This window comes from Azorhizophilus paspali (assembly GCF_043587585.2).
Lineage (GTDB): Bacteria > Pseudomonadota > Gammaproteobacteria > Pseudomonadales > Pseudomonadaceae > Azotobacter > Azotobacter paspali.
This window is the reverse complement of the sequence record NZ_CP171449.1, coordinates 907,530-931,934: the sequence shown is the minus strand read 5'-3', so window position 1 is coordinate 931,934 and position 24,405 is coordinate 907,530. Positions and strand designations below refer to the sequence as shown.

The 24,405-nt window shown below is 65.8% G+C and carries 23 protein-coding genes; 2 read left to right on the top strand and 21 right to left on the bottom strand.

Annotation, left to right across the window (positions count from 1 at the left end; all coding sequences use genetic code 11):
• Positions 1-47 precede the first annotated feature (47 nt).
• On the top strand, positions 48-392 hold the full coding sequence (locus tag ACGI6K_RS04590; protein WP_376947579.1) for a pilin assembly protein: 345 nt from the start codon (positions 48-50) through the stop codon (positions 390-392).
• 2 nt (positions 393-394) lie between these two features.
• Here ACGI6K_RS04590 and ACGI6K_RS04585 read toward each other — a convergent pair whose 3' ends face one another.
• From ACGI6K_RS04585 to ACGI6K_RS04525, 13 genes are all read right to left on the bottom strand, one after another.
• Positions 395-898, bottom strand: a complete 504-nt coding sequence (locus tag ACGI6K_RS04585) for an O-acetyl-ADP-ribose deacetylase (protein WP_376947581.1) — start codon at positions 896-898, stop codon at positions 395-397.
• The gene (locus ACGI6K_RS04580) at positions 895-1,218 is read right to left on the bottom strand and encodes a hypothetical protein (protein WP_376947583.1); all 324 of its coding nucleotides are present in this window, start codon (positions 1,216-1,218) and stop codon (positions 895-897) included. Before ACGI6K_RS04580 ends, ACGI6K_RS04585 begins: the two co-directional genes overlap by 4 nt.
• Entirely contained in the window at positions 1,215-2,102 is an 888-nt protein-coding gene (locus tag ACGI6K_RS04575) for an alpha/beta hydrolase (RefSeq protein WP_376947585.1), read from the bottom strand. The genes ACGI6K_RS04580 and ACGI6K_RS04575 overlap by 4 nt, the downstream gene beginning before the upstream one ends.
• Before the next feature lie 143 nt (positions 2,103-2,245).
• Positions 2,246-2,992 carry a TIGR00266 family protein gene (locus tag ACGI6K_RS04570; RefSeq protein WP_376947587.1) on the bottom strand — a complete coding sequence of 249 codons (747 nt, stop codon included), beginning with the start codon at positions 2,990-2,992 and terminating at the stop codon, positions 2,246-2,248.
• 89 nt (positions 2,993-3,081) lie between these two features.
• Positions 3,082-4,377, bottom strand: coding sequence for a flavohemoglobin expression-modulating QEGLA motif protein (locus tag ACGI6K_RS04565; protein WP_376947589.1), 1,296 nt, complete (start codon positions 4,375-4,377; stop codon positions 3,082-3,084).
• A 7-nt stretch (positions 4,378-4,384) separates the two neighbouring features.
• Complete coding sequence (locus ACGI6K_RS04560) at positions 4,385-4,927, bottom strand: hypothetical protein (RefSeq protein ID WP_376947591.1); 543 nt, start codon at positions 4,925-4,927, stop codon at positions 4,385-4,387.
• A 56-nt stretch (positions 4,928-4,983) separates the two neighbouring features.
• The gene (locus tag ACGI6K_RS04555) at positions 4,984-5,697 is read right to left on the bottom strand and encodes a TetR/AcrR family transcriptional regulator (RefSeq protein ID WP_376947593.1); all 714 of its coding nucleotides are present in this window, start codon (positions 5,695-5,697) and stop codon (positions 4,984-4,986) included.
• A 181-nt stretch (positions 5,698-5,878) separates the two neighbouring features.
• Complete coding sequence (gene lysS, locus ACGI6K_RS04550) at positions 5,879-7,381, bottom strand: lysine--tRNA ligase (protein WP_376947595.1); 1,503 nt, start codon at positions 7,379-7,381, stop codon at positions 5,879-5,881.
• 44 nt (positions 7,382-7,425) lie between these two features.
• Positions 7,426-8,521 (bottom strand): peptide chain release factor 2 gene (gene prfB / locus ACGI6K_RS04545; protein ID WP_376947597.1). Its coding sequence is split into 2 segments (ribosomal slippage): positions 7,426-8,448 and positions 8,450-8,521, totalling 1,095 coding nucleotides; the frame shifts between segments, so codons are not numbered across the junction.
• A gap of 853 nt (positions 8,522-9,374) precedes the next feature.
• Positions 9,375-10,094 carry a tellurite resistance TerB family protein gene (locus tag ACGI6K_RS04540; protein ID WP_376947599.1) on the bottom strand — a complete coding sequence of 240 codons (720 nt, stop codon included), beginning with the start codon at positions 10,092-10,094 and terminating at the stop codon, positions 9,375-9,377.
• 39 nt (positions 10,095-10,133) lie between these two features.
• Positions 10,134-11,240, bottom strand: coding sequence for an NADH:flavin oxidoreductase/NADH oxidase (locus tag ACGI6K_RS04535; RefSeq protein ID WP_376947601.1), 1,107 nt, complete (start codon positions 11,238-11,240; stop codon positions 10,134-10,136).
• 110 nt (positions 11,241-11,350) lie between these two features.
• Complete coding sequence (locus tag ACGI6K_RS04530; RefSeq protein ID WP_376947603.1) at positions 11,351-12,487, bottom strand: glycerate kinase; 1,137 nt, start codon at positions 12,485-12,487, stop codon at positions 11,351-11,353.
• Between the two features lie 134 nt (positions 12,488-12,621).
• Positions 12,622-13,731, bottom strand: coding sequence for a CdaR family transcriptional regulator (locus ACGI6K_RS04525; protein WP_376947605.1), 1,110 nt, complete (start codon positions 13,729-13,731; stop codon positions 12,622-12,624).
• Between the two features lie 328 nt (positions 13,732-14,059).
• Between ACGI6K_RS04525 and ACGI6K_RS04520 the strand changes: the two genes are divergently transcribed.
• Complete coding sequence (locus tag ACGI6K_RS04520) at positions 14,060-15,367, top strand: MFS transporter (protein ID WP_376947653.1); 1,308 nt, start codon at positions 14,060-14,062, stop codon at positions 15,365-15,367.
• Between the two features lie 50 nt (positions 15,368-15,417).
• Here the strand turns inward: ACGI6K_RS04520 and recJ are convergent, their stop codons facing one another.
• From recJ to xerD, 8 genes are all read right to left on the bottom strand, one after another.
• A complete protein-coding gene (gene recJ, locus ACGI6K_RS04515) occupies positions 15,418-17,127 on the bottom strand; it encodes a single-stranded-DNA-specific exonuclease RecJ (protein ID WP_376947607.1) in 1,710 nt (569 codons plus the stop codon).
• Between the two features lie 79 nt (positions 17,128-17,206).
• Positions 17,207-17,746, bottom strand: coding sequence for a YaeQ family protein (locus ACGI6K_RS04510; protein ID WP_376947609.1), 540 nt, complete (start codon positions 17,744-17,746; stop codon positions 17,207-17,209).
• A gap of 61 nt (positions 17,747-17,807) precedes the next feature.
• Positions 17,808-19,055: a GGDEF domain-containing protein gene (locus ACGI6K_RS04505; RefSeq protein ID WP_376947611.1), complete on the bottom strand. Its 1,248-nt coding sequence runs from the start codon at positions 19,053-19,055 to the stop codon at positions 17,808-17,810.
• A 202-nt stretch (positions 19,056-19,257) separates the two neighbouring features.
• Positions 19,258-19,542, bottom strand: coding sequence for a DUF3509 domain-containing protein (locus tag ACGI6K_RS04500; protein ID WP_376947613.1), 285 nt, complete (start codon positions 19,540-19,542; stop codon positions 19,258-19,260).
• A gap of 215 nt (positions 19,543-19,757) precedes the next feature.
• Positions 19,758-21,167, bottom strand: coding sequence for a threonine synthase (gene thrC / locus ACGI6K_RS04495; RefSeq protein WP_376947615.1), 1,410 nt, complete (start codon positions 21,165-21,167; stop codon positions 19,758-19,760).
• Positions 21,168-21,250: 83 nt separating this feature from the next.
• Complete coding sequence (locus ACGI6K_RS04490; protein WP_376947617.1) at positions 21,251-22,555, bottom strand: homoserine dehydrogenase; 1,305 nt, start codon at positions 22,553-22,555, stop codon at positions 21,251-21,253.
• Positions 22,556-22,693: 138 nt separating this feature from the next.
• The gene (locus ACGI6K_RS04485; RefSeq protein WP_376947619.1) at positions 22,694-23,428 is read right to left on the bottom strand and encodes a DsbC family protein; all 735 of its coding nucleotides are present in this window, start codon (positions 23,426-23,428) and stop codon (positions 22,694-22,696) included.
• Between the two features lie 66 nt (positions 23,429-23,494).
• On the bottom strand, positions 23,495-24,391 hold the full coding sequence (xerD, locus tag ACGI6K_RS04480) for a site-specific tyrosine recombinase XerD (protein ID WP_376947621.1): 897 nt from the start codon (positions 24,389-24,391) through the stop codon (positions 23,495-23,497).
• Positions 24,392-24,405: the final 14 nt, after the last annotated feature.

Genomic DNA, 24,405 nt, shown 5'->3' with positions numbered 1-24,405 from the left:
TGTCACCGCCGCCTGGCGGGTCATCCACGCAGCAGATGAGGTGCCTCATGAAGATCCGCGAACTGCTCCAGCACTGGGAACGCGGCGCCAGAGGTCGTCTGACGCCCAGTCCGTACCACATCCGACTCGACCTGGAAACTGCCGCGCGCCTTGCCGCGCTGGCCGAAATGTATCCCAGACGCAACGTCGAGGAATTGCTCGGCGAACTGATCGGCGCAGCTCTTGAGGAGCTGGAAACCAGCATGCCCTATGTGAAAGGCAGCCAGGTCGTCTCCCTCGACGAGCAGGGCGACCCACTCTACGAGGACATCGGCCCGACGCCGCGCTTTCTCGCCCTGTCGCGCCGCTACCTGCAGGAGATGAGTGCACAGGCCGACGGCGCCAGTCACTGAAATCAGACGTCCAGCAAGCGCCGGTAGAGGGCGGCCATGTCCGCCGAGAAGGCCACCAGCAGCGCCTGGCGCAGGGAGCTGCCGGCCGGGCGCGGACGGCACAGTTCGGCCACGGCGATGGCGGCCGCCTGATCCGCCGGATAGCCGTAGATGCCGCAACTGATTGCTGGGAAGGCGATGTTCGTCAGATCGTGCCGTTCGGCCAGGGCCAGGCTGTTGCGGTAGCAGGCGGCGAGCAGTTCTGCCTCGCCCTGGCCGCCGCCCCGCCAGACCGGCCCGACCGTATGGATCACATAGCGCGCCGGCAGGCGAAAGCCCGGCGTCAGGCGCGCCTCGCCGGTCGGACAGCCGCCCAGCCGGCGACAGGCGGCGAGCAGCCCCGGACCTGCGGCGCGATGGATAGCGCCATCCACCCCGCCGCCGCCGAGCAGGTCGGGATTGGCGGCATTGACTACCGCGTCCACCGCCAGATTCGTCAGGTCACCCTGCCAGACCACAACCTTCATTGCTCACCCTCCAGAGTTCCCTGGCCAGGACAGCGCACCGCCTGCCTACGCTGGTCCACCAGCACGCCGGTGAGACCCTTTTGCTCGGTATCGAACAGCACCAGCACGCCATCGATACACTGGGCCACCTGGCTAGCCGGCTTCAGGGAAATCCGGTAATCCTCGCCGGGCACGGTCTTGAGCATGGTGAACTCCGACAGCAGTAGGGCATCCTCCGGCCTGGCCACATGCAGGTAGCCATAATGGCCGAGCGCGACCACCGTGACGGCGACACTGCCGACGGCGGTGAGGATCAGGTGAACGGGGTTGGTCGCGCTCATCGGGAAATCTCGTCTGCGGAAGGTTGGGCCAGTCCGCCTGCGTTCCGGGGATCGGCGAGAAAGCGCAGCATCAACGCCTGCCACGCCGGCTCGGCGAAGGTCTGCACATGGCCACCGCGGGTCGGCTGGAAAAATCGTGGCGGAGCCGCAGCCCGGTACAGACGCAGTCCGTTGGACAGAGGGACCAGTTCGTCGTCGCGGCTATGGTAGATCAGTACGGGCAGCCCCCGCAGCCGCGGCATCGCGTCGACCGCGCTGTCGCCGTCCGGCACCAGCCAGGACAGCGGCACCTGCAATGGCCAGGTCAGCCAGGCGCCGCTCAACATGTGCCGCGCCACTTCCCGGTAGCTGGCCGGCACGCCGTCGAGCACCAATGCCGAAAGCCGGGCGCGGCGCTGCGGCCGCTGCGCCAGGAAATGCACTGCCAGGGCACCGCCGAGGCTCTGGCCGAGCACGGCGAGCGGCCTGCCGCGCACCGCCGGTTCCGCCTCGAGCCAGGCGAAAGCCGCCTCCAGGTCCTGGTATACCTCCGGCAGGGCGGGCAAGCCCTCGGACAGGCCATAACCGCGGTAATCCAGCAGCAGCACCTGCCAGCCCTGTTCCGGCAGCCACCAACTGCCGCCCAGATGCCAGGCCAGGTTACCGCCGTTGCCGTGCAGGTGCAGCACGGTGCCGCGCACCTCCCGTCCCGCCCGGGCCGGCAGCCACCAGGCATGCAGGCGCGTACCGTCTGCGGCGCGCAAGTAGACGTCGCGATAGTCCAGACCGGCCGCGCGCGGCGTGAGGGGCTGGCCGGGCTCGGGATAGAACAGTAGGGAACTGCAGCCGGCACCGGCGGCCAGGAACAGGCCAAGCAGGAGCGGACACAGCGCTCGATGCGGCATCAAGGCACATCTAAAAACTACCTGCGTGGTCATCGCTGCGTTAAAAACAGGCTCAAAATGCTCATTTACAGCGCGTAAACTCCGCTTTTTCGCCTGTTTTTGCCTTGCGCTGACTGCCTCGTCTACATTTTTAGAGGTGCCCATCAGTCGCCACCGCCGCGCACGTCCTCGCGGGCTTTGACGGTCGACTCGTAGACCCGCTCGGCCAGCCGCGAGAACGGCAGGCTCTGCAGCCAGACGGTACCGGTGCCTTTGAGGGTCGCCAGGAGAATGCCCTCGCCGCCAAACAACATGCTCTTCAGCCCGCCGGCCAGTTGGATGTCGTAGTCGATGCCTCGGCTGAAGCCGACCAGGCAGCCGGTATCCAGGCGCAGGGTCTCGTCGCGCAGCTCCTTGCGGATCACCGCGCCGCCGGCATGCAAGAAAGCCAGGCCGTCACCGGACAGCCTTTGCAGGATAAAACCCTCGCCGCCGAAGAAACCGGCACCGATGCGCTTGCTGAAACTGATGCCGATCTCGGTACCGCGGGCGGCGCAGAGGAAGCTGTCCTTTTGGCAGATCAGGGTGCCGCCGATTTCGGCGAGATTCACCGGTACCACTGTTCCCGGGTAGGGTGCGGCGAAGGCGACCCGCGCCTGCCGCTTGGCGTGATTGGAGAAATGCGTCATGAACAGCGACTCGCCGGTCAGCATGCGTTTGCCCATGCCCCACAGCTTGCCCAGCACGCTACTCTCCGAACCATCGCCCATACGGGTCTCGAAGCGTACGCCCTCGGTCATGTAGTTCATCGCGCCGGCCTCGGCGATCACCGTTTCACCGGGATCGAGGATGATTTCCACCGACTGGGCGTGGGAGCCGAGGATTTCGTAATCGAGCTGATGGCTGGCCATGGAAAAGGGTCCTTATCGAGACGGGAAGTCCGCCAGGATACTCCGTGGAGACGCCGCCGGGCGCGGCGACGCGAATCGCCGCGCACCGTTCAGAGGATGTTGGCATAGTCCGCCTCGATCCGTTCCATGCTGAGGTGATTGAGGAAGTTGGAGAAGCACATCCAAGCCGACAGGGCATTGAGGTCGCGGAACTGTTCCGGCAGGTACTTCGGCGGCACCACCAGCCCCTGGTCCACCAGTTGGCGCAGGGTGCGCATGTCCTCCAGGGTGGTCTTGCCGCAGAACAACAGGGGGATCTGCTCCAGCTTGCCCTTGCGTACCGCCAACTGGATGTAGTTGTAGATTAGGATGAAGCCCCGCAGATACGACAGATCCTTGGTGAAAGGCATGCCGTCCGGGCACGAGCCGCGGAATACGCGGCTGACGTTGGTGTAGCTGTCCTCGTCGCTCAGCCCCTGGTCGCGGAAGAAGTCGAAGATATCCAGGAAATTGGCTCCCTGCTCGGCCATGTGGATGGCACGGGTGCGGTTGGTCAGCTTGCGCAGGCGGCTGGGATAGGAGGCGAAGGCGATCACCTCCATCAGGATCGCCAGTCCCTCCTGGGTCACCGTGGAGGACGGCGGCCCCTTAGCCAGAAAAGTGCAGATCGGCTGGTTTTGCCCGTTAAGCGTGGTGGCCACGTGGACCAGCCCCTCGTGCACCTCCAGAGCGCGCACGTCGCGCTCGTTGAACAGCGCGTCGCTGCGGATCTTGATGTAGTCGGCGCCGGCCGCGGCGTCGGCGACGATACCGTCGGACTCGAACACGCGAACCGTGCTCTCGTGCTCGCCGAACACCCGGTTCAGGCGCTCCTGAAGCTTCTGCACGGCAGCGCTGGCATTGAGAGTCTTGGGCTCGTCCTTAAGGTCGCCGCGATCGGCGATCTGGTTCAGATAGTCGGACAGCATCAGGCCGAAATCGGCCAGGGTCGGATCGCCGGCGTGGAAGGCATCCGAAGCGGCGCCGTAGAGCTCCTCGGAAATCAGCCCGAAATCCGCGGTACCGCGCGCCTCAAGCATGCGGATGACCATGCGGTATTCCTTGCACATGCGCCGCATGATCTGCCCGACCGGGCTGAACTGGCCGAGCTGGCGGGTGATATCCCGCTCGATACTCTGAAAATCCTGCTTTTTCGCTACAGGATCGAAGGACAGGGGGCGACTCTCGTAATAGCCCCGGTCCACCGGCGGCAGTTGGCGACAACCGGCGGCAAAAAAGCGCTGGCGCACCTCGTCGTCCCATTTCACCGCGTCCAGCACGCGGATCGGCATCTGCGCCTCGACCAACCGGTCGGAAAGGCTGCGGATGATTTGTTGGTACTCGTACTGCTGCTTGCGTCTGCTCATCGAGCTCTCACTGGTCGACGCGCCGGTAGCGCGCCACTTCGCTGAAGACGTCGGAATTGGCGGGATCGTCCAGATAGGCGAAGACCCTGTCCAGCGGGCTGAGAACGCGCACCCCGGGTCCCCAGGCGGTGACGATCGGCTTACCGGCCAGTATCCCCCGCTCCAGCGCCTGGCGAACCCGCGCCGGCTCCAGGTTGTAGAGCACCAACTCGTTGTTCGCCGTCAGTTCGAAGCCGAGGATGAGAAAACCGCCACCGAAGTCGTCCGGCAGCCCGGCGGAAAGATACCAGCGCCAGCCATGGCGGGTCACGGTGAATTCGGCCTGCAGCCCGTCGTCGGCCCCTTCCAGGGATTGCCGGGCGCGGTAGCGGGCGGGGCCGACCGGGCAAATCTCCAGGGCTAGTCGTTCGCCCCATTCGTTGCGCCGACTCCACTCACCGAGCAAGGGAGCCGGTGCCGTTTCGCCGGGAGCGATTTGCTCGGTGAAGCTCACCAGGCAGCCGGCAAGCAGGAAGAAGGGCAGCAGGAGGGCAAGACGCCAGGCTCGCATAACGCTTTCCCCCGCCAGGAAGGACCACCCCGGCACCCAGCGGGACAGCCATCTTGTCAGAGCCCGAGAACCAGATACATGTAGCGGCTCAGAACGGCTAGCATTTCCTCGTCGTCAAGGCGTCCCGGACCTTCGAGCAGTCCTTGGTACTCCATGCGGCCGATGATTCCGGTCAACACGCTGGCATCCTGCTCGGGATGCTGCGAACCGAGTACCTGGAAGAACTGGATGGCGCCCTGCTGGAGGATCCGCCGGTGAGAACGGGCCAGTTCATGCAGGCGCGAGTTGATCAGCGCCTCCTGCTGGAAAGCCTGCTCGGCGACCAGTTCGTCGCGCCGGGAATGCAACTGGTGGCGAACATAGCCGACTGCCAGCCGGGCGATCTCCTCGGCCAGTTGGCGGCGCGAATCGCCGCTGTCGTCGAGGCGACCGACCTGCTCCAGCAGCAGGCCCTGGGTCCGCTCCCAGAAACCGGCCATGTAGGCCGCGCTGCGCTCGACGAACAGCGCGAAGGTATCGGTGAGCAGATCGTCGATGTCTTTGAAATAGTAGGTGGTCGCCGACAGCGGCACGCCGGCCTCGGCGGCCACCGCCCGGTGGCGCACGGCGCGCACACCGTCGCGGATGATGATACGCATGGCGGCATCGAGAATGGCCTGGCGACGCTGTTCGCTACCGCGCCGGCTGGTCTTCCGCCCCCGATACTGGACACTATGGGCAACGGCGCTAGCCATGTGAGCAGCACTGTTCAGAGAGAGGAACTGGGTCAAGACGGGCATCCTTTTCCAACTAAGACCTGCCCTCATTGTTAGGGCTTTCCGTGCCAGAAGCAATCCATCGTGATAGCTCGGCACCATGGGTCGCGACCAGCGGAGCGTATCTTGCGCGTCCGACGAGGCCCGCCTCCTCCTGGTGCGGGCCTCGTCGGGCGTTACTCGTACCGCCGTCGGATCAGACTTCCGGACGCATATGCGGGAAAAGGATCACGTCGCGGATCGACGGCGAATCGGTCAGCAACATCACCAGACGGTCGATGCCGATGCCTTCGCCGGCGGTCGGCGGCATGCCGTATTCCAGGGCGCGCACGAAGTCGGCGTCGAAGTGCATGGCCTCGTCGTCGCCGGCATCCTTGTCCCGAACCTGCTGCATGAAGCGCTCGGCCTGGTCCTCGGCGTCGTTCAGCTCGGAGTAGGCGTTGGCGATCTCGCGGCCGCCGATGAACAGCTCGAAGCGGTCGGTGACGCTCGGATCGTCGTCGCTGCGCCGCGCCAGGGGCGACACCTCGAAGGGATAGCGGGTGATGAAGGTCGGCTGTTCCAGGCGGTGCTCGACCAGCTCCTCGAAGATCATCGTCTGCAGCTTGCCCAGTCCCTCGAAACCCTTGACGTCGGCGCCGGCCTTTCTGGCGATGGCACGGCATTTCTCGATGTCGCGCAGGTCCGCGGCGGAGATTTCTGGGTTGAAGTGGAGAATCGAGTCGAACACCGACAGGCGGGCGAAGGGCTCGCCGAAGTGGAACACCTTGCCCTGGTAGGGCACGTCGGTGGTCCCCAGCACCAGTTGCGCCAGTTCGCGGAACAACTGCTCGGTGAGATCCATGTTGTCCTCGTAGTCGGCGTAGGCCTGGTAGAACTCAAGCATGGTGAATTCGGGGTTGTGGCGGGTCGAAACGCCTTCGTTGCGGAAATTGCGGTTGATCTCGAAAACCCGCTCGAAGCCGCCGACCACCAGGCGCTTGAGGTAGAGCTCGGGGGCGATGCGCAGGAACATCGGCAAGTCCAGCGCGTTGTGGTGGGTCTGGAAGGGCTTGGCCGCGGCGCCGCCGGGGATGACCTGGAGCATCGGCGTTTCCACCTCGAGGAAGTCGCGCTCGGCGAGGAACCTGCGGATGTAGGAGATGATCTGCGAACGCACGCGGAAGGTATGGCGGGTTTCCTCGTTGACCATCAGGTCGACGTAGCGCTGGCGGTAGCGCTGCTCGGTGTCGGTCAGGCCATGATGCTTGTCCGGCAGCGGGCGCAGCGACTTGGTCAGCAGGCGCACCGTGCTCATGTGCACGTAGAGATCGCCCTTGCCGGAGCGCGCCAGCGTGCCCTCGGCGGCGATGATGTCGCCCAGGTCCCAGTGCTTGACCGCCTCCAGCGTCTCGGTCGGCAGGCCCTTGCGGTCGACGTAGACCTGGATGCGCCCGGTCATGTCCTGGATGACCATGAAGGCACCGCGGTTGAGCATGATGCGCCCGGCCACCTTGACCGGGATCGCGGCCGCGTCCAGCTCCTCCTTGCCCGCCTCGGCATAGCGCTTCTGCAGGTCGGCGCAGTAGCTGTCGCGGCGGAAGTCGTTGGGGAAGGCGTTGCCCTTCTCGCGCTCGGCGGCAAGCTTTTCCTTGCGCAAGGCGATCAGCTTGTTTTCTTCCTCGTGGAGGGCATGCTGGTTCAGCGGTTGTTCGCTCATGGTCTCTGTCTATCTGGCATGTGGTGCGAATGATTCGGTGAGGGTCACAGGCCTTTCTTGAGGCTGGCCTCGATGAACTCGTCGAGATCGCCGTCCAGCACCGCATCGCAGTTGCTGTTCTCGATGCCGGTGCGCAGATCCTTGATCCGCGACTGGTCGAGCACGTAGGAACGGATCTGGTGGCCCCAGCCGATGTCCGACTTGGTGTCCTCCAGGGCCTGGGCGGCGGCATTGCGTTTCTGCACCTCCAACTCGTACAGCTTGGCGCGCAGCATCTTCATCGCGCGATCCTTGTTGGCATGCTGGGAACGCTCGTTCTGGCAGCTCACCACGGTATTAGTCGGCAGGTGGGTGATGCGCACCGCGGAGTCGGTGGTGTTCACGTGCTGGCCGCCGGCGCCAGAGGAACGGTAGGTGTCGATGCGCAGATCGGCAGGGTTGATGTCGATCTCGATGTTGTCATCGATCTCCGGCGAGGCGAACACCGCGGAGAAGGAGGTGTGGCGACGGTTGCCGGAGTCGAACGGGCTCTTGCGCACCAGACGGTGCACGCCGATCTCGGTACGCAGCCAGCCGAAGGCGTATTCGCCCCTGACATGCACGGTCGCGCTCTTGATGCCGGCGACCTCGCCTTCAGACAGCTCGACGATCTCGCTGTCGAAGCCATGCTTGTCGGCCCAGCGCAGGTACATGCGCAGCAGCATGTTGGCCCAGTCCTGGGCCTCGGTGCCGCCGGAACCGGCCTGGATGTCGAGGTAGGCGTTGTTAGCATCCATCTCGCCGCTGAACATGCGGCGGAATTCCAGCTTTTCGAGAATTCCACGCAGGCGCTCGACTTCGGCGGCGACGTCGTTCACCGCGCTCTCGTCGTTCTCCTCGGCGGCCATTTCCAGCAGGTCGCTGGAGTCGGCCAGACCGCTGCTCATCTCATCGAGGGTTTCGACGATCTGCGCCAGCTGGGCGCGCTCGCGACCCAGGTTCTGCGCGTATTCCGGGTTGTTCCAGACGCTCGGGTCTTCCAGCTCGCGGTTGACTTCAATCAGGCGGTCATGTTTCTGATCGTAGTCAAAGATACCCCCGAATGGTTTGAGTACGTTCGGACAGGTCCTTGATGCTGTTGAGGATTGGGTTGATTTCCATGGTGGGCAGCACTCGCGGTCGGACAGTTCGAAAAGCCGGTGAGTATAACGCAGCGATCTGTGACTGACAGCCCGCTGCGTCCGCACGCCAGGGCAATCGCATGAAGCGCTCGCCTGATACCAGACTGGAAAGATTGTGTGATCCTTGGCATGGCTGCTTGCCGAGTAGCCGGACAGTCCCCGTTTCGGCCCCCGGCCGAGTCACTTTTTCTTGCCTGGCCACGAAAAAGTAACCCAAAAGAAGGCCACCCCCTCATCCGGCCCTGCGCTTCGCTCTGGGTTCCCTCCCTGCATCGCCGCTCCAGGGGCTCGCCGCGAAGGGCCATCCATGCCATGGCCCATCGCGGCTCTCGCGGCATCCTTGCCGCTCGACCCCTTCCACGACGATTCCGTTCGGCCTCCTGAAGGGGGCATCCGGCATTGCCTGACAAGCCGTGCCACAAGAGCGAAAGCGCTTTCAGGCAACCCGGAGCCCGACTCCCGTTCAGAAGGCCGAGCGCAGGCGTCGCGTAGAGGGGCGAGCCGCGGGGAGGCGGCGAGAGTCGTACGAGGGGCATGGATGCCCCTTGTGCGACGACCCTCGCAGCGGCGCCGGAGCGAGGGAACCCCGGCGTAGCCGGGGCAGAATGACCGGGCGCGTTTTCTCTTTGGTTACTTTCTTTTTGCGCGCGCAAAGAGAAAGTGACTCGGCCGGGGGGGCCGAAACAGGAGGTATCCAGCCCCTCGGCAAGCAGCCGATGCACCGGATTTGAAGACCAGGCCGGAACGACCAGGCACACAATCTTTCCAGTCCGGTATCGGAAAGACATTTCATGCGATTGCCCTGGTCCGCACGCCGTGCCACGCCAGCGGGTTCAGGCCGCCTTGGCCTGGGTTTCCAGCTCCGCCTTGAGTTGCGGGTCTAGCTTCAACTGCCGGGCCAGCTCGTCCAGGTAGGCGCGCTCCATGAATTGCTCCTCGTCGACCGCCAGGAGGCTCGCGAGGTAGATCTCCGCAGCCAGCTCCGGCGTGTCGGCGGCCCTAGCCACCTCGGCCGGATCCAGCGGCCTGCTCAGCTCGGCCTGCAGCCAGCGTTGCAACTCGGCATCCTCCGCGACCTTCGCCAACTCGGTTTCGATCAGTTGGCGCTCGCGCTCGTCCACATGCCCGTCGGCCTTGGCCGCAGCGACCAGTGCCTTGAGTACGGCCTGGCTATGCCTCTCGGCCTTTTCCGGCGGCAGGCGGTCAAGGGTCTGCGGCTCGCGCCCGGGAGTCCCGGCCTGCTGCGCCTGCCAGTTGCTGAAGGCCTTGTAGGCGAGCACCCCGAGAGCGGCAAGACCGCCGTAAGCCATGGCGTTGCCGCCGAGCTTGCCGAGCCGCCGCTTGCCGAGCAGCAAGCCGAGGGCGCCTGCCGCCAGGGCACCCTTGCCGCCAGCGCCCATCAAGCCGCCCAGGGAACCGCCACCGGCACCACCGAGGATATCGCCGAGCAAGCTACCGCCCGCCCTGTCCCCGCCGCCGGGCATCGACTGTCCTTGCTGGCGAAAGGTCTGGGCGGACTTGAGGAGTTGGTCGAGCAATCCGCTGGTATTCATAGCGCAGTCTCCTTTGGATCGGAAAACGAGGCCGGCGGGTCAGTCGAGTTCGCCGGACTCGCGGAACGGCGTGTCGCGATGCGCGGCCCGCACGTATTGCGCCGGCCAGGGCACCGCTTTGTCGCCGAGAAAGTCCGCTGCATGCAGCGGCCAGTAGGGATCGCGCAGCAGCTCGCGGGCTAGCAGGATCAGGTCGGCCTGGCCGGTGCGCAGGATGTGCTCGGCCTGCGCCGCCTCGGTAATCATGCCCACCGCGCCAGTGGCGATCCCCGCTTCGCGGCGTATCTGTTCGGCGAAGCGGGTCTGGTAGCCGGGCCCGACGGGAATTTCCGCCGCGGCCGCGGTGCCGCCGGAAGACACGTCGATCAGATCGACGCCCAGTGCCTTGAGGCGCCGGGTCAGCGCTACCGTCTCCTCCGGGTTCCAGCCTTCCTCCACCCAATCGGTGGCCGACAGGCGGACGAACAACGGCAGGGTCTCGGGCCATACCGCGCGTACCGCCTCGGTCACCTCCAGCAATAGGCGGATGCGGTTGTCGAAGCTGCCGCCGTACTGGTCCCGACGCTGGTTAGACAACGGCGAGAGGAATTGATGCAACAGGTAACCATGGGCGGCGTGCACTTCGACGACTTTGAAACCGGCGGCCAGGGCACGCTCGGCGGCTTGCACGAAGGCCCGGACGACCTCGTGGATACCGGCCTCGTCGAGGACTTCGGGCACCCTGTGGCGAGGATCGAAGGGAATTGCCGAGGGGCCGACCGGAACCCAGCCGCCCTCCTCGAGCGGCACGCTGCCCGGCCGGCCCAGCCAGGGTTGCCAGACGCCCGCCTTGCGTCCGGCATGGGCCAACTGGATGCCGGCCAGCGAGCCCTGGGACTCGATGAAAGAGGTGATGCGGCGCAGCGGCTCGATCTGCTCGTCATTCCAGAGGCCAAGATCCTGGGCGGAAATGCGCCCTTCAGCGACGACCGCGGTGGCCTCGAAGATCACCAGCCCGGCTCCGCCCACCGCACGGCTGCCCAGGTGCACCAAATGCCAGTCGTTAGCCAGCCCGTCCCGGGCCGAGTACTGGCACATTGGCGATACGACGATGCGGTTGGGCAAGGTCAGTTGACGCAAAGTCAGGGGCTCGAACAACAGGCTCATGGCAACACTCCCTTGAATCCGAACGAATGGTCGACACTTCAACTCTAGACGGGAGCCAGGCCTGCACCCGCAGGGACAGGCCCGGCAAGCAGCCGGGAATACCACGATTTTCAGCCACGCGCCAGCTGCCAGAGCCGGGCGATGTCGGCGGCGCGCCGACGCAGCAGGACGGAGGCGTCAGCGAGGGCGGCAGCCAGGCTGATCGGTCCCGGTGCCAGGCTGAAGGCGGCATCGATGCCGTGCCCGTAGAGGCGTTCGTAACCGTCTCCGAGCACGCCGGCCAGGGCTACGACCGGCACGCCGTGGCGCTTGGCGATGCCCGCCACGCCTATCGGCGTCTTGCCGTGCAGGGTCTGCTCGTCGAGCCGCCCCTCGCCGGTGATCACCAGGTCGGCGCCCATCACGGCCTGCTCCAGACCGCTGACCTCGGCGACCAGCTCGATACCGGGGCGAAAGGCCGCGCCGAGGAAGGTCCGCGCCGCGAAGCCGATGCCGCCGGCCGCGCCGCTGCCGGGGAGGTCCCGGGCGTCGCGGTCCAGCGTCGCCGCACAGACATCGGCGAAATGGCCGAGGGCGGCGTCGAGCTGACGCACCTGCTCCGGCGTGGCGCCCTTCTGCGGACCGAACACCTGCGAGGCGCCGCGCTGCCCGCAGAGCGGGTTGTCGACATCGTAGGCGACCTCGAAGGCCACCGCCGCCAGGCGCGAATCGAGTCCCGCCGGATCGATCCTGTGGAGCTGCGCCAGGGCCGCCCCGCCGGGTGGCAACGGCCGGCCTTCGGCATCCTCCAGGCGTACGCCGAGAGCACTCAGCATGCCGCTGCCGGCGTCGTTGGTGGCGCTGCCGCCGAAGCCGAGGACGATCCGCTCGGCGCCGGCCTCCAGCGCCGCAAGGATCAGCTCGCCGGTGCCATAGGTGCAGCTGCGCAAGGCATCGCGGCGGTCCGGCGGCACCAGATGCAGGCCGCTGGCCGCGGCCATCTCGATCACCGCGCTGCGGCTCTCGGCGATCCATCCCCAGTGCGCCAGCACCGGCTCGCCAAGCGGGCCGCGTACCAGAATTTCACGCCGCTCGCCGCCGACCGCGGCGATCACCGCCTCCACTGTACCCTCGCCACCGTCGGCCATCGGCCGGCAGAGCAGTTCGGCCCGCGGCCAGACCTCACCGAGCCCGACGGCGATGGCCGCAGCCACCTCGGCGGCGGACAGGCTTTCCTTGAACGAATCGGGAGCAATTACGATTTTCATGGCGAACTTTCTTTTCCTGTCTTGGAGTATGGGATGCGCACACGCGCCAGACTCACTCTGCTGAGCAATCGCCCAAGGCGCGTCGACGGAACGACAAAGTTCAGCACGCAAGCTCTGTGCAAAGGAATAAAAACTCAGGCCGGCGGCTCCTCCGGCAACAGCTGCACGCCCAGATAGAGGCTCAGCAGACCGTCCAGGCTTAGTGGATCGACCCCGCTCAGCTCGGCGATCCGTTCCATGCGATAGCGCAGGCTGTTGCGGTGCACGCCGAGGGCATCGGCGCAGGCCTGATTCTGTCCGCCGTGCTCGCACCAGCTGCGCAGGGTGCGCAATAGCTGGCCACCGGCATCGCGCGCGCGCAGACGCCGCAACGGACGTAGCAGTTCGTCGACCGCCTCGTCGTCGCGGAAACGCCAGAGCAAGGCGGGCAGGCGGTGCCGCTGCAGGCTGAGCAGGCGTTGGTCGGCGAGGATCGCCCGACCATAGGCAAGCAGGTCGCGCACCCGGCGGTAACCGCGACGCACGCCGTCGACGCCCTCGGCCCGTTCGCCGACGGCGACGCGGAGAATCCACCAACCCTGTCCCTCGATCCTTTCCAGCAGGCGCGCCTCGTCATGGACGACGGCTCCCGGCCGGCACCAGAGCAGCGAGCTGGCCGCCGGCGACACGCACCAGCTGTCCGGATAGCACGCCAGCAGCCAGTCGCCCAGCCGCTCGGCAGACACTCCCTCGGCCAGCTCGAACAGCCAGGGAGTGCGCCCCAGCTGCGGCTTGAGGCCGAGCAGGTGGGCCTCGTCGAACAGCCGGAGAATGTCGCCCCCCTCTTCCAGCAGTAACGCCAGCAGATCGTCGCTACGCTGTCGGCGCCAGTGCCGCTCCACTTGTTGCTGATAACGCTGGGCGACCAACATTTCGGCGCTCATGCGCACCAGTTCGGCATAGATGCGCACCTGCTCGGGATCGCCGGTGATGCCGAGCACCCCGATCAGCCGCCGGTCGAGGAACAGCGGCAGGTTGATCCCCGGCTGCACGCCCCTCAGGCAGGCCGCCACCTGGCTGTCGATCGCCACCACCCGGCCGTTGGCCAGTACCAGCTGCGCGCCCTCGTGGCGGGTATTGATCCGGCTGCGCTCGCCACTGGCGAGGATCAGCCCCTGGCTGTCCATCACATTGACGTTGTACGGCAGGATCGCCATTGCACGCGAGACGATATCCTGCGCCAGTCCGTAGTCCAATTCGAACATGCAAGTCCGCTCCCTGTTGGGACCTCTGTCCGGCCTTGCCAGAAGAGCCCTTTCAATCCTTGGAGCCAGCCATTGCCCCTTCCCTCCAGGCGGCCAAACGGTCGGCGACAGACTCCAGCTTTCCCCGCCCCAGCACCTCGACCGAGTCCCTGACCGATCGTCCAGCCGGAGCGGTCGGTATTATGGCGGAAAGAACTGTTCATTTGCACAAATAAGCGGATATCCATCCGTGCAGATCGCCAAAGACAACTGTGAAACGATCACCGATACTTGACCGATAAGGAGTGTACCGGCTCCATAACAGCCATTGAGAGAGACAAGCATGTCCATGTCGAATAGCACTGCCTGCCCTGCCGCTGGCAGTGACGAAAAGGAAAAGAATGCGCTGTACCGCAAGATCACCCTGCGGCTCATTCCATTCATCTTCATTTGCTATCTGTTCAACTACATCGACCGCGTCAACGTCGGCTTCGCCAAGCTGCAGATGCTCGAAGCTCTGTCGTTCAGCGAGACCGTCTACGGCCTGGGCGCCGGGATCTTCTTCATCGGCTACGTGCTCTGCGGCGTGCCCAGCAACCTGGCGCTGACCCGCTTCGGCCCGCGCCGCTGGATCGCCGTGATGATGATCGCCTGGGGCCTGTTCTCCACCGCTCTGCTGCTGGTCAAGAGCCCCGGCCAGTTCTATGCCCTGCGCCTGCTCACTGGCGCCGCAGAGGCCGGCTTCTTCCCGGGCATGGTGCTCTACCTGTCGCAGTGGTTTCCGGCCAGCCGTCGTGGCCGCATCATGGCCCTGTTCATGTCGGCGATCCCGGTCTCCGGGCTGCTCGGCGGGCCCTTCTCCGGCTGGATCCTTAACCATTTCGCGGCCGGCCAGGGCGGCCTCGCCGCCTGGCAGTGGATGTTCTTGATCCAGGGTCTGCCGACCGTGGCGCTCGGCGTGCTGGCGCTGTTCCTGCTCAGCGACGGCTTCGCCAAGGCCCGCTGGCTGAACGACACCGAACGCAGCCTGCTTGAAGCCGATCTGCGCGAAGAGGCGGCGAACAAGGCAGAGAAGGTCACCGACTCCTTCGCCGCGGTGTTCCGCAACCCCACCGTATGGGCCCTCGGCCTGGTCTATTTCTGCATTCAGAGCGGGGTCTACGCGATCAACTTCTGGCTGCCGTCGATCATCAAAAGCCTTGGCTTCACCGACGCCCTGGTGATCGGCTGGATCAGCGCCATTCCCTACCTGCTGGCGGGGCTGTTCATGCTGCTGACCGGCCGCTCGGCCGACCTGGGCAACGAACGCCGCTGGCACCTGGTGGTACCGATGTGGATGGGCGCCGCCGGCCTGCTGATCGCGGTGAACTTCGCTGACAATCCCATCTTCGCCATCCTCGGCCTGAGCATCGCGACCATGGGCGCACTCACTGGCCTGCCGATGTTCTGGCCGCTACCGACCGCCTTCCTCAGTGCCGGCGCCGCCGCCGGCGGCCTGGCCCTGATCAACTCGATGGGACAGATGGCCGGCTTCCTCAGTCCCTACCTAGTCGGCTGGATTAAGGACACGACAGGCTCCACCGACGCCGCCCTGTACCTGCTGGCCGGGGTGATCGTGTCCGGCAGCCTGCTCGCCTTGGCCATCAGCCGTCGCTGAGCACCGCCTGGCGCCGCCGGCAAAGCGGTGCCAGGCAACGCCAAGCCCACTCAGCGCGCTTCGATGTGCACCACCAGCAGTTGCACGCTCTCCCGCCCACGGTACTCGTTAACGTCCAGCCGATAGGCCAGTTCGGCCCAGCGCACCGTCGGATTCGGCCATAGCTCGCGATCGATATTGAAAGCGATGGCGTCGAGCTGCAGCGCACCGCACTCGCTGCGTACCACCAGCTTCAGGTGGCGCTCGCCAACCAGCCGCTGCTGGACGAGCTGGAAGACCCCGTGGAACAGCGGCTCCGGGAAGTGCTGCCCCCAAGGGCCGGCCTGGCCCAGGGCCCGGGCCAGGTCGATGTGGAACTCCTCGATGCCGAGCGGGCCGTCGGAGAGCAGTCGCCCATTCAGGTCGTCGGCGCGGAGCTGGCGGCGTACTTCGGCATCGAACGCCGCGGCGAAGGCGCCGAAGTTCTCCCGCGGCAGCGACAGCCCAGCGGCCATGGCGTGCCCACCGAACTTGCTGATCAGCCCCGGCTGCCGGGCCGCCACCGCATCCAGCGCATCGCGGATATGAAACCCCGGCACCGAACGCGCCGAGCCCTTGAGCAGATCGTCGCCGGCGTCGGCGAAGGCGATGGCCGGGCGGTGGTAGCGCTCCTTAAGGCGCGAGGCGAGGATGCCGATCACCCCTTGGTGCCAATCCGGCTCGAACAGGCAGAGGCCGAAGGGCAGTTTCTCGACCGGCAGTTCCCTGAGCTGGGCCAGGGCTTCACGCTGCATGCCTTGCTCGATGGCCTTGCGGTCCTGGTTGAGCTGGTCGAGCTGCACCGCCATCTCGCGGGCCAGTTCCTCATCCTCGCAGAGCAGGCATTCGATACCGAGGGACATGTCGTCCAGCCGCCCGGCGGCGTTGAGCCGCGGCCCGAGGATGAAGCCGAGATCGGTGGAAGTGATCCGTCGCGGGTCGCGCCCGGCCACCCCGAGCAGCGCGCGCAACCCCGGTCGCGCCCGTCCGGCGCGGATGCGTGCCAACCCCTGGTGGACCAGGATGCGGTTGTTGGCGTCCAGCGGTACCACGTCGGCGACGCTGCCCAGGGCGACCAGATCGAGCAGTTCGGCCAAGTTCGGCTCGCTCCGCCCGGCGAACCAGCCCAGTTCGCGCAGACGGGCGCGCAGCGCCAGCAGCACGTAGAAGATCACCCCGACCCCGGCCAGGGCCTTGCTGGGGAAGTCGCAGCCCGGCTGGTTGGGATTGACGATAGCGTCCGCCACCGGCAGTTCGTGGCCCGGTAGGTGATGGTCGGTGACCAGCACCTGCAGGCCGGCGGCCTTGGCCGCGGCCACCCCGTCAAGGCTGGAAATGCCGTTGTCCACCGTCACCAGCAGCTCCGGCCGGCGCTCCAGGGCCACGGCGACGATCTCTGGAGTCAGACCGTAGCCGTATTCGAAGCGGTTCGGCACCAAATAGTCGACATGCACGGCGCCGAGCAGGCGCAGGCCGAGCACGCCGACCGTGCTGGCGGTAGCACCGTCGGCATCGAAGTCGCCGACGAAGAGGATGCGCCGACGCTCGCGCAGCGCCTCGACCAGAAGCGCCACCGCAGCCTCGATGCCCTTGAGCCGGCGGTAGGGCAACAGTTGCGCCAGCTTCTTGTCCAGTTCGGCGGCGGACTGCACGCCACGGGCGGCATAGAGCCGGGTCAGAAGCGGCGGCAGATCGCCCAGGTCGGGCAAGGGCTCGGGCAGTGGACGGGATTCGATTCGCATTGGATGGTAATTTTAGGGCGGCAGCCGCCGCCGGATTCGAAGACTGGCGGGACACTCCCGCCTTACGGGGAAACGTCGCTCAGCGCTCGCCGAGCAGCCACTCCAGGGGAATCTCGTGCTGACCGCGCTCGTCGGTGACGAACAAGGCGCCGTCGCTGATCATCAGGCTCCAACTGAGCGAACGCGGCAGGTCGCGGGCCAGTTCTTCCAGGGCCTCCTGGCCCACAGCCGCCACGCTGAGATTCTTCAGGCCCTTCACCGCCTCCAGCACCTTGCCCTGCCAGACCCGCAGGCTGCCGTAGGCCAGCAGGCTGACCCGCTCGGCGCGGCGCGAGCACCAGGTCAGGCGTTCGGCGTCCGGCTGGCCGACTTCGATCCAGTGCAGGACGCGGTCGTCGAGACTTTTCAGCCACAACGCCGGTTCGTCGACGTCTGACAGGCCGCGGCCGAAAGCCAGTTGCTCGTCGTACCAAAGAGCATAGGCGATCAGCCGCACGGCCAGGCGCTCCTCGGTTTCCGAAGGATGCCGGGCGACGGTGAAGCGCAAGTTCTCGTAGACGCCGCGATCCAGGTCGGTGAGATTGAGTTCGACTTTGTAAGGCGTGGCTTGCAGGGCCATGGGCAGGCATCCGGTCCGCTTCGAAAGGCGGCAAGTGTACCCCGAATCCGCGCTGCGGGCGTCAGTCGGCGGAACACTCGACCTGATCGCGACCGTTGGCCTTGGCCAGGTACAGCGCTTGATCGCTCAGCGCCAGCAGGCGCGACAGGTCGTACCCGGCCTGTTCGCTGGAGGCGACGCCGATGCTGACGCTGACGCGCACCCCTGGTTCCAGCGACAGTTCGCTACAGGCCTGGCGGATGCGCTCGGCCACCTGCAGCGATACCGTTCTGTCCGCCCCTGGCAGCAAACAGGCGAACTCCTCGCCGCCGATACGCCCGCAGATATCCTGCTGGCGGATCTTCAAGGCGAGCAGACGGCCGAAGGCGACCAGCGCTGCATCGCCCATAGCGTGCCCATGGGTATCGTTCAGTCGCTTGAAATGATCGAGGTCGCAGAGCAGCAAGGCCACCGGCCGTCCCTCGGCGGCGCAGCGGGCCAACAGAACCTCGCCGCCGCTGGTGAAGGCCCGGCGGTTGCCGATGTCGGTAAGCGGATCGCGATAGGCGACCGCTCGGTAGCGCTGCTCGGCGCGCTCGCGGACCATGGCCAAGGTGGCGAAGGCGATGCCGTTGGCGAACAGGAAGGCCTCTAGCACCACCCAAGCCATAAAGTCGGCAACGCTTTCGCTCCAGCGCAGGCCAATGGAGGCGCCGTGATCGAACAACAACCGCAGGCAGTAGAAAGTGCCGTGCAGGACCAGCATCCCCAGCGCCGGCGCGACGGAGACCGTCAGGGAGGCGCGGACACGCCAGAGCTCCCAGGCCCCCAGCGCGCTGTAGAGAATGACCAGCAGGTTGGCGATCGCCACCCGCAGCGGTAGCAAGGCCAGGAATGTCGGCCACAGGCAGAGTAGCCCCCAGAGCAACGCGCCGCCTATGATTCCCGGCCACCAAGCCGGTCGCCCGGCGAACACCCGCGAAGTCGTCCAGCCCAATCCGCCCGACAATTGCAGCAGCATGTTGCCGAGCACGATGGACAGGGTATCGATGCCGACGCCGCGCAGGCTGCTCAGCAGCATGCCGGCAGCAGCTACCAGCAGCGTGCTGGCCATGTAGCCGAGGGTCGACTCGCCTTCGCTGCGCCACCAAGCATGCAGCATCAGCAGGCCCAGCAGGATCAGGACGTAGACAACCGTCAGCAGCAGGGTGGGCAGATGCAAGGTCATGGACAGGCTGGGGCCGGGACCGGGAGGCGAGACTTTACGTGCGCCAATGGCATGGCACCAGCCCTCGGAAGCCATGCCCGAACCGTTCGGGCGCGGCGCCATGAGTCAGCGTCTTAGCAACCCGCAGGTTTCCTGACGTGCCTGGCCACACTTCCCTGTGCCGTGCTCTCCTCCTCCGGTCCGCCCATGCGCAACGTCCGTTGCCGGAGCGACCCACCACCCGGCATGGAAACGGAATGCGCCAGTATCCGGGCGCAAGCGAAAGGCCCGCAACGATCATCGCGCATCCGGTCGCCCATCGGACTCAGAACACGTCGCTCTGCCGGGCGCATTGCCCCCGCTCCAGCGCCGCGATCACCTTGGGAGTGAGCCGTCCCTCGAGGATGCGCAGGTCGCGATGGATGCCGTCCACGACATCGATGAGCAACCATTTGTCCATCAACTGCACCGGACTCAACGGCCGCTCGATCAGGATTTTGCCAGCTCCGTTCTGCAACGTCAGCAACCGACTGCCATCCGAACGAACTCCTCCTATATCGATCTTGTAAGGCGCCAGCGCCTCGACCAGCAACTCACGCGTGCTTTCCATATCCAGACACTCCAAGTGATGAGAAGGCTGTTTGCAGCCCGCAAATGACTTGCCGGCACGCGGAAAGTTTCCGCAGGGCCCGTTTTCCAGGCAGCAAGACAGGCGCTCGCGGGAGACGGAGGAACCGCGAGCGGCCCGATCATGGAGGATATGAAGGAAAAGGAAAAAGCCGCCCTCCTGCTGGAAAACGGCTTTAGGGTTCGAGCTGCGGCGCTCTACAGAGGCTTGCCGCGATTGCCGTGCTGGCTGACGAAGGCCTGCACCGCCTTCAAGTCGTTAGGCAGCACGGAGCAGCGCTCCTCGCGCTGGAACAGGTCGGCCAGGTGCGCCGGCAGTTGCGGAACGGCGGCGATGCCGGCCTTCTCCGCCGCCTCGGGGAACTTGACCGGGTGCGCGGTGCCCAGAATGACCATCGGCAGGGCTGGGCTGCGCCGGCATTCGCGGGCAGCCCTGACGCCGATCGCGGTGTGCGGATCGAGCAGGTAGCCGGTTTCGCCGTGCACCCCGGCGATGGTCGCGCAGGTGGTTTCGTCGTCCACCGCCAGCGAGTCGAACAGACGACGCGCCTCGGTCCAGCGGTCGTCCTCGACCGACAGCTTGCCGGTGGCCTTGAAGGCTTCCATCAGCGCGGCGACGGCAGCGCCGTTGCGGCCGTGCAGGTCGAACAGCAGGCGCTCGAAGTTAGACGACACCATGATGTCCATGGACGGCGACAGCGACGGGTGCAGGGTGTCCTTATCGTAACGGTTGCCGGACATGAAGCGGTGCAGGATGTCGTTGCGGTTGGTGGCGACGATCAGTTGGTTGACCGGCAGGCCCATGTTGCGCGCCAGGTAGCCGGCGAAGATGTCGCCGAAGTTGCCGGTCGGCACCGAGAAGGCCAGCGAGCGATGCGGCGCGCCGAGCTGCAGGGCGGCATGGAAGTAGTAGACGATCTGGGCCATTATCCGCGCCCAATTGATCGAGTTGACCGCCACCAGCCGGGTACCCTTGAGGAAACCCTGGTCGGCGAAGCTGGCCTTGACCATCTCCTGGCAGTCGTCGAAATTGCCCTCGATGGCGATGTTGTGGATGTTGTCGCCGAGGATGGTGGTCATCTGCCGGCGCTGCACCTCGGACACGCGGTTGTGCGGGTGCATGATGAAGATATCGACGTTGTCGCAGGCCTTGCAGCCCTCGATGGCGGCCGAACCGGTGTCGCCCGAAGTGGCGCCCATGATCACCACGCGCTCGCCGCGCTTGGTCAGCACATGGTCGAGCAGACGGCCGAGCAGCTGCAGGGCAAAGTCCTTGAACGCCAGGGTCGGGCCCTGGAAGAGTTCGAGCACCCACTCGTTGGCGCCCAGTTGGGTCAGCGGCGCCACCGCCTTGTGGGCAAACACGCCGTAGGTCTCTTCCAGAATCCGCCTGAAGTCGGCGTCGGCGATGCAGCCGGCGACGAACGGGCGCATCACCCGAAAGGCCAGCTCGTGGTACGGCAGGCCGGCCCAGGAGGCGATCTCCTCGAGGGTGAAGCGCGGCAGGCTTTCCGGCACGTAGAGGCCGCCGTCGCTGGCCAGGCCGGCCAGCAGCACGTCTTCGAAATTCAGGGCCGGCGCCTGGCCACGGGTGCTGATGTAGCGCATGTGTGCAAACCTTAGGTTCGGGCCGCGGCCCCGGGCCGCAGCGGGGCTCGACTGGCGGCGGACGGCGGGCGGCTTGTAGCGGATTAGTTGAGCTGTTCGACGCGGATGCGGACGACCTTGCCGACCACGCCCTCGAGTGCCTCCATGGCGGCGATGGCTTCGTCGATACAGCGCTCCCGGACTCGGTGGGTGACCAGGATCATGGGAACCAGGCCGTCGTGCTCCTCGGCCTCCTTCTGCATGATCGACTCGATATTGATGCCACGCTCGGAAAGGATGGCCGCTACCTGGGCCAGCACGCCCGGATGGTCCTTGGCCTGGATGCGCAGGTAGTAGGCGCTCTCGCAGGACGAAATCGGCAGGATCGGGTGGGCGGACAGCGCATCGGGCTGGAAGGCCAGGTGCGGCACGCGGTTCTCCGGGTCGGAAGTCATGGCACGGACCACGTCCACCAGGTCGGCCACCACCGCCGAGGCGGTCGGCTCCATGCCGGCGCCAGCGCCGCAGAACAGGGTCGAGCCCACGGCATCGCCGTTGACCATCACCGCGTTCATCACACCGTTGACATTGGCGATCAGGCGGTCAGCCGGGATCAGCGTCGGGTGCACGCGCAGCTCGAAGCCCTCGGCGGTGCGCCGTGCGATGCCCAGGTGCTTGATGCGGTAACCCAGCGCCTCGGCGTAACCGACGTCGGCGCTGATGAGCCTGGAAATGCCTTCGGTGTAGGCCTTGTCGAATTGCAGCGGAATGCCAAAGGCGATGGAAGCGAGGATGGTCAGCTTGTGGGCGGCATCGATGCCCTCCACGTCGAAGGTCGGATCGGCCTCGGCGTAGCCCAGCGCCTGAGCCTCCTTGAGCACGTCGGCGAAGGCCCGGCCCTTCTCGCGCATTTCGCTGAGGATGAAGTTGCCGGTACCGTTGATGATGCCGGCCACCCAGTTGATGCGGTTGCCGGCCAGACCCTCGCGGATCGCCTTGATCACCGGGATGCCGCCGGCCACCGCTGCCTCGAAGGCGACGATCACGCCCTTCTCGCGGGCCTTGGCGAAGAGTTCGTCGCCATGCACGGCGATCAGCGCCTTGTTCGCGGTGACCACGTGCTTGCCGTTGTCGATGGCCTTGAGCACCAATTCGCGGGCCAGGCTGCAACCGCCGATCAACTCGACGACGACCTCGATCTCCGGATTGTCGACCAGTTCGAAGACATCGGCGGCGATGGGGGCGCCGGCAATATCGCATTTCGGGTTGGAGCTGCGCATGGCGATCTGGGCGATCTCGATGTCACGCCCGGCGCGGCGGGCGATCTCCTCGGCATTGCGCTTGAGCACATTGAAGGTGCCGCCGCCGACGGTACCCAGTCCACATATGCCTACTTTGACCGGTTTCACGCTGAAACTCCCCCATCTTCACCGCAGAGAGCGGCCGGATATGCCCCGACCGCAGAGAAAAGAGCCGCACATTACGAAGCACTCGGCCTTTAGTCAATTAGCGTGCCGCCCGCGAACGCCGAAGGCGCGGCGCCCCGCTCAGTCGGTCGACTGGGCTGTCAGGGCCTGCTTGGCCAACTGCGCCGCCGGCTGGTAACCGGGGATCATCTGTCCATTGGCCAGCACCACGGCGGGAGTGCCCTGCACGCCGATCATCTGACCCAGCTCGAATTGCTTGGCGACCGGGTTTTCGCAGGTGGCCGCCGGCACTTTCTCCCGCGCCTTGGCCTTGTTCATCGCCGCCTGGCGGTCCTTGGCACACCAGACACTCACCAGATCCCCGTAGCCGTGGGAACCGATGCCCTGGCGCGGAAAAGCCACGTAGCGCACCTCGACACCGAGCCGGTTCAGCTCGGGCACCTCGCTGTGCAGCTTCTGACAGTAGCCGCAATCGGTGTCGGTGAAGACGGTGATGTGGGTCTTCGGTTCCTTGGGCGCGAAGATCACCATCTCGCCGGCCGGTATACCGTTGATGGCCTTCGCCACGGCTAGGCTTTCCGCCCTCTCGGTGAGGTTGAGCGGCTTGCCGTCCTTGAGCTGATACAGATAGCCCTGCATGACGAATTGGCCATCGGCACTGGCATAGAGCATTCGCCCCCCTTTCAACTGGACCTGGTAGAGCCCCGTCATCGGGCTTTCAGCGATGGACTCGATCAGCAGCCCCGGCTGCATCTGTTGCAGGGCCTTGCGAATGGCCTGGCCGGGATCGGCCGCCAGGGCCAGAGTGCTTGCCAAACCGAGCGCCACGGCAGCGAAAAGGGGGGAAACGCGCATGGATACTCCAGAGGAACGATGCGAATGGGCAGAGCCTATCACAGGCGGATACCCTGGACGGCTCATTCAGCCACGCGGATGATGTCGCGCATGCAGCTCCTGCAGACGCGTCCGAGCAATATGGGTATAGATCTGAGTGGTCGACAGGTCACTGTGGCCGAGAAGCATCTGCACCACGCGAAGATCGGCACCGTGATTGAGCAGATGGGTGGCGAAGGCATGGCGCAGGGTGTGCGGCGACAGATTCTTGCCGATCCCCGCCATTCGGGCGTGATGCTTGATGCGGTGCCAGAAGGTCTGCCGGGTCATCTGCTCGCCACGCAGGCTGGGAAAGAGCACGTCGCTCGGCCGCCCGCTCAGCAGCAGCGGCCTGGCCTCGACCAGATAGCGCTCAAGCCAGGCGATGGCCTCCTCGCCCAGAGGCACCAGGCGCTCCTTGCTGCCCTTGCCGAACACCCGCACCACCCCCTGACGCAGGTTCAACTGCTCCAGGCGTAGGCCGACCAGTTCGCTGACCCGCAGGCCACAGGCATACAGCACCTCGAGCATGGCCCGATCGCGCAGCCCGAGCGGATCGTCCTCTTCCGGCGCTGCCAGCAGCGCCTCGACATCGGCCTCGGAAAGGGACTTGGGCAGGGGACGGCCCAATTGCGGCAGATCTACCTGCAGGGTCGGATCGCTGGCGATCACGCCCTCGCGCAGCAGATAGCGGAAGAAGCCTCGCAGACCGGAAAGAAAACGAGCCGTGGAGCGCGCCTTGTAATCGGCATCGACCCGCCAAGCCAGATGATCAAGGATCAGCTCGCGCCCAACCTCGACCAGCTCCAGGCCGCGCTCGCACAGCCAGCCGTTGAAAAGTTCGAGATCGCTGCGATAGGCCGCCCGGGTATGCGCCGAAAGGCCCTTTTCCAGCCAGAGGGCTTCGAGAAAACGCTCGATCTGTGGATGCTCGACGCCAGGCATGCCGATCCTTGCCA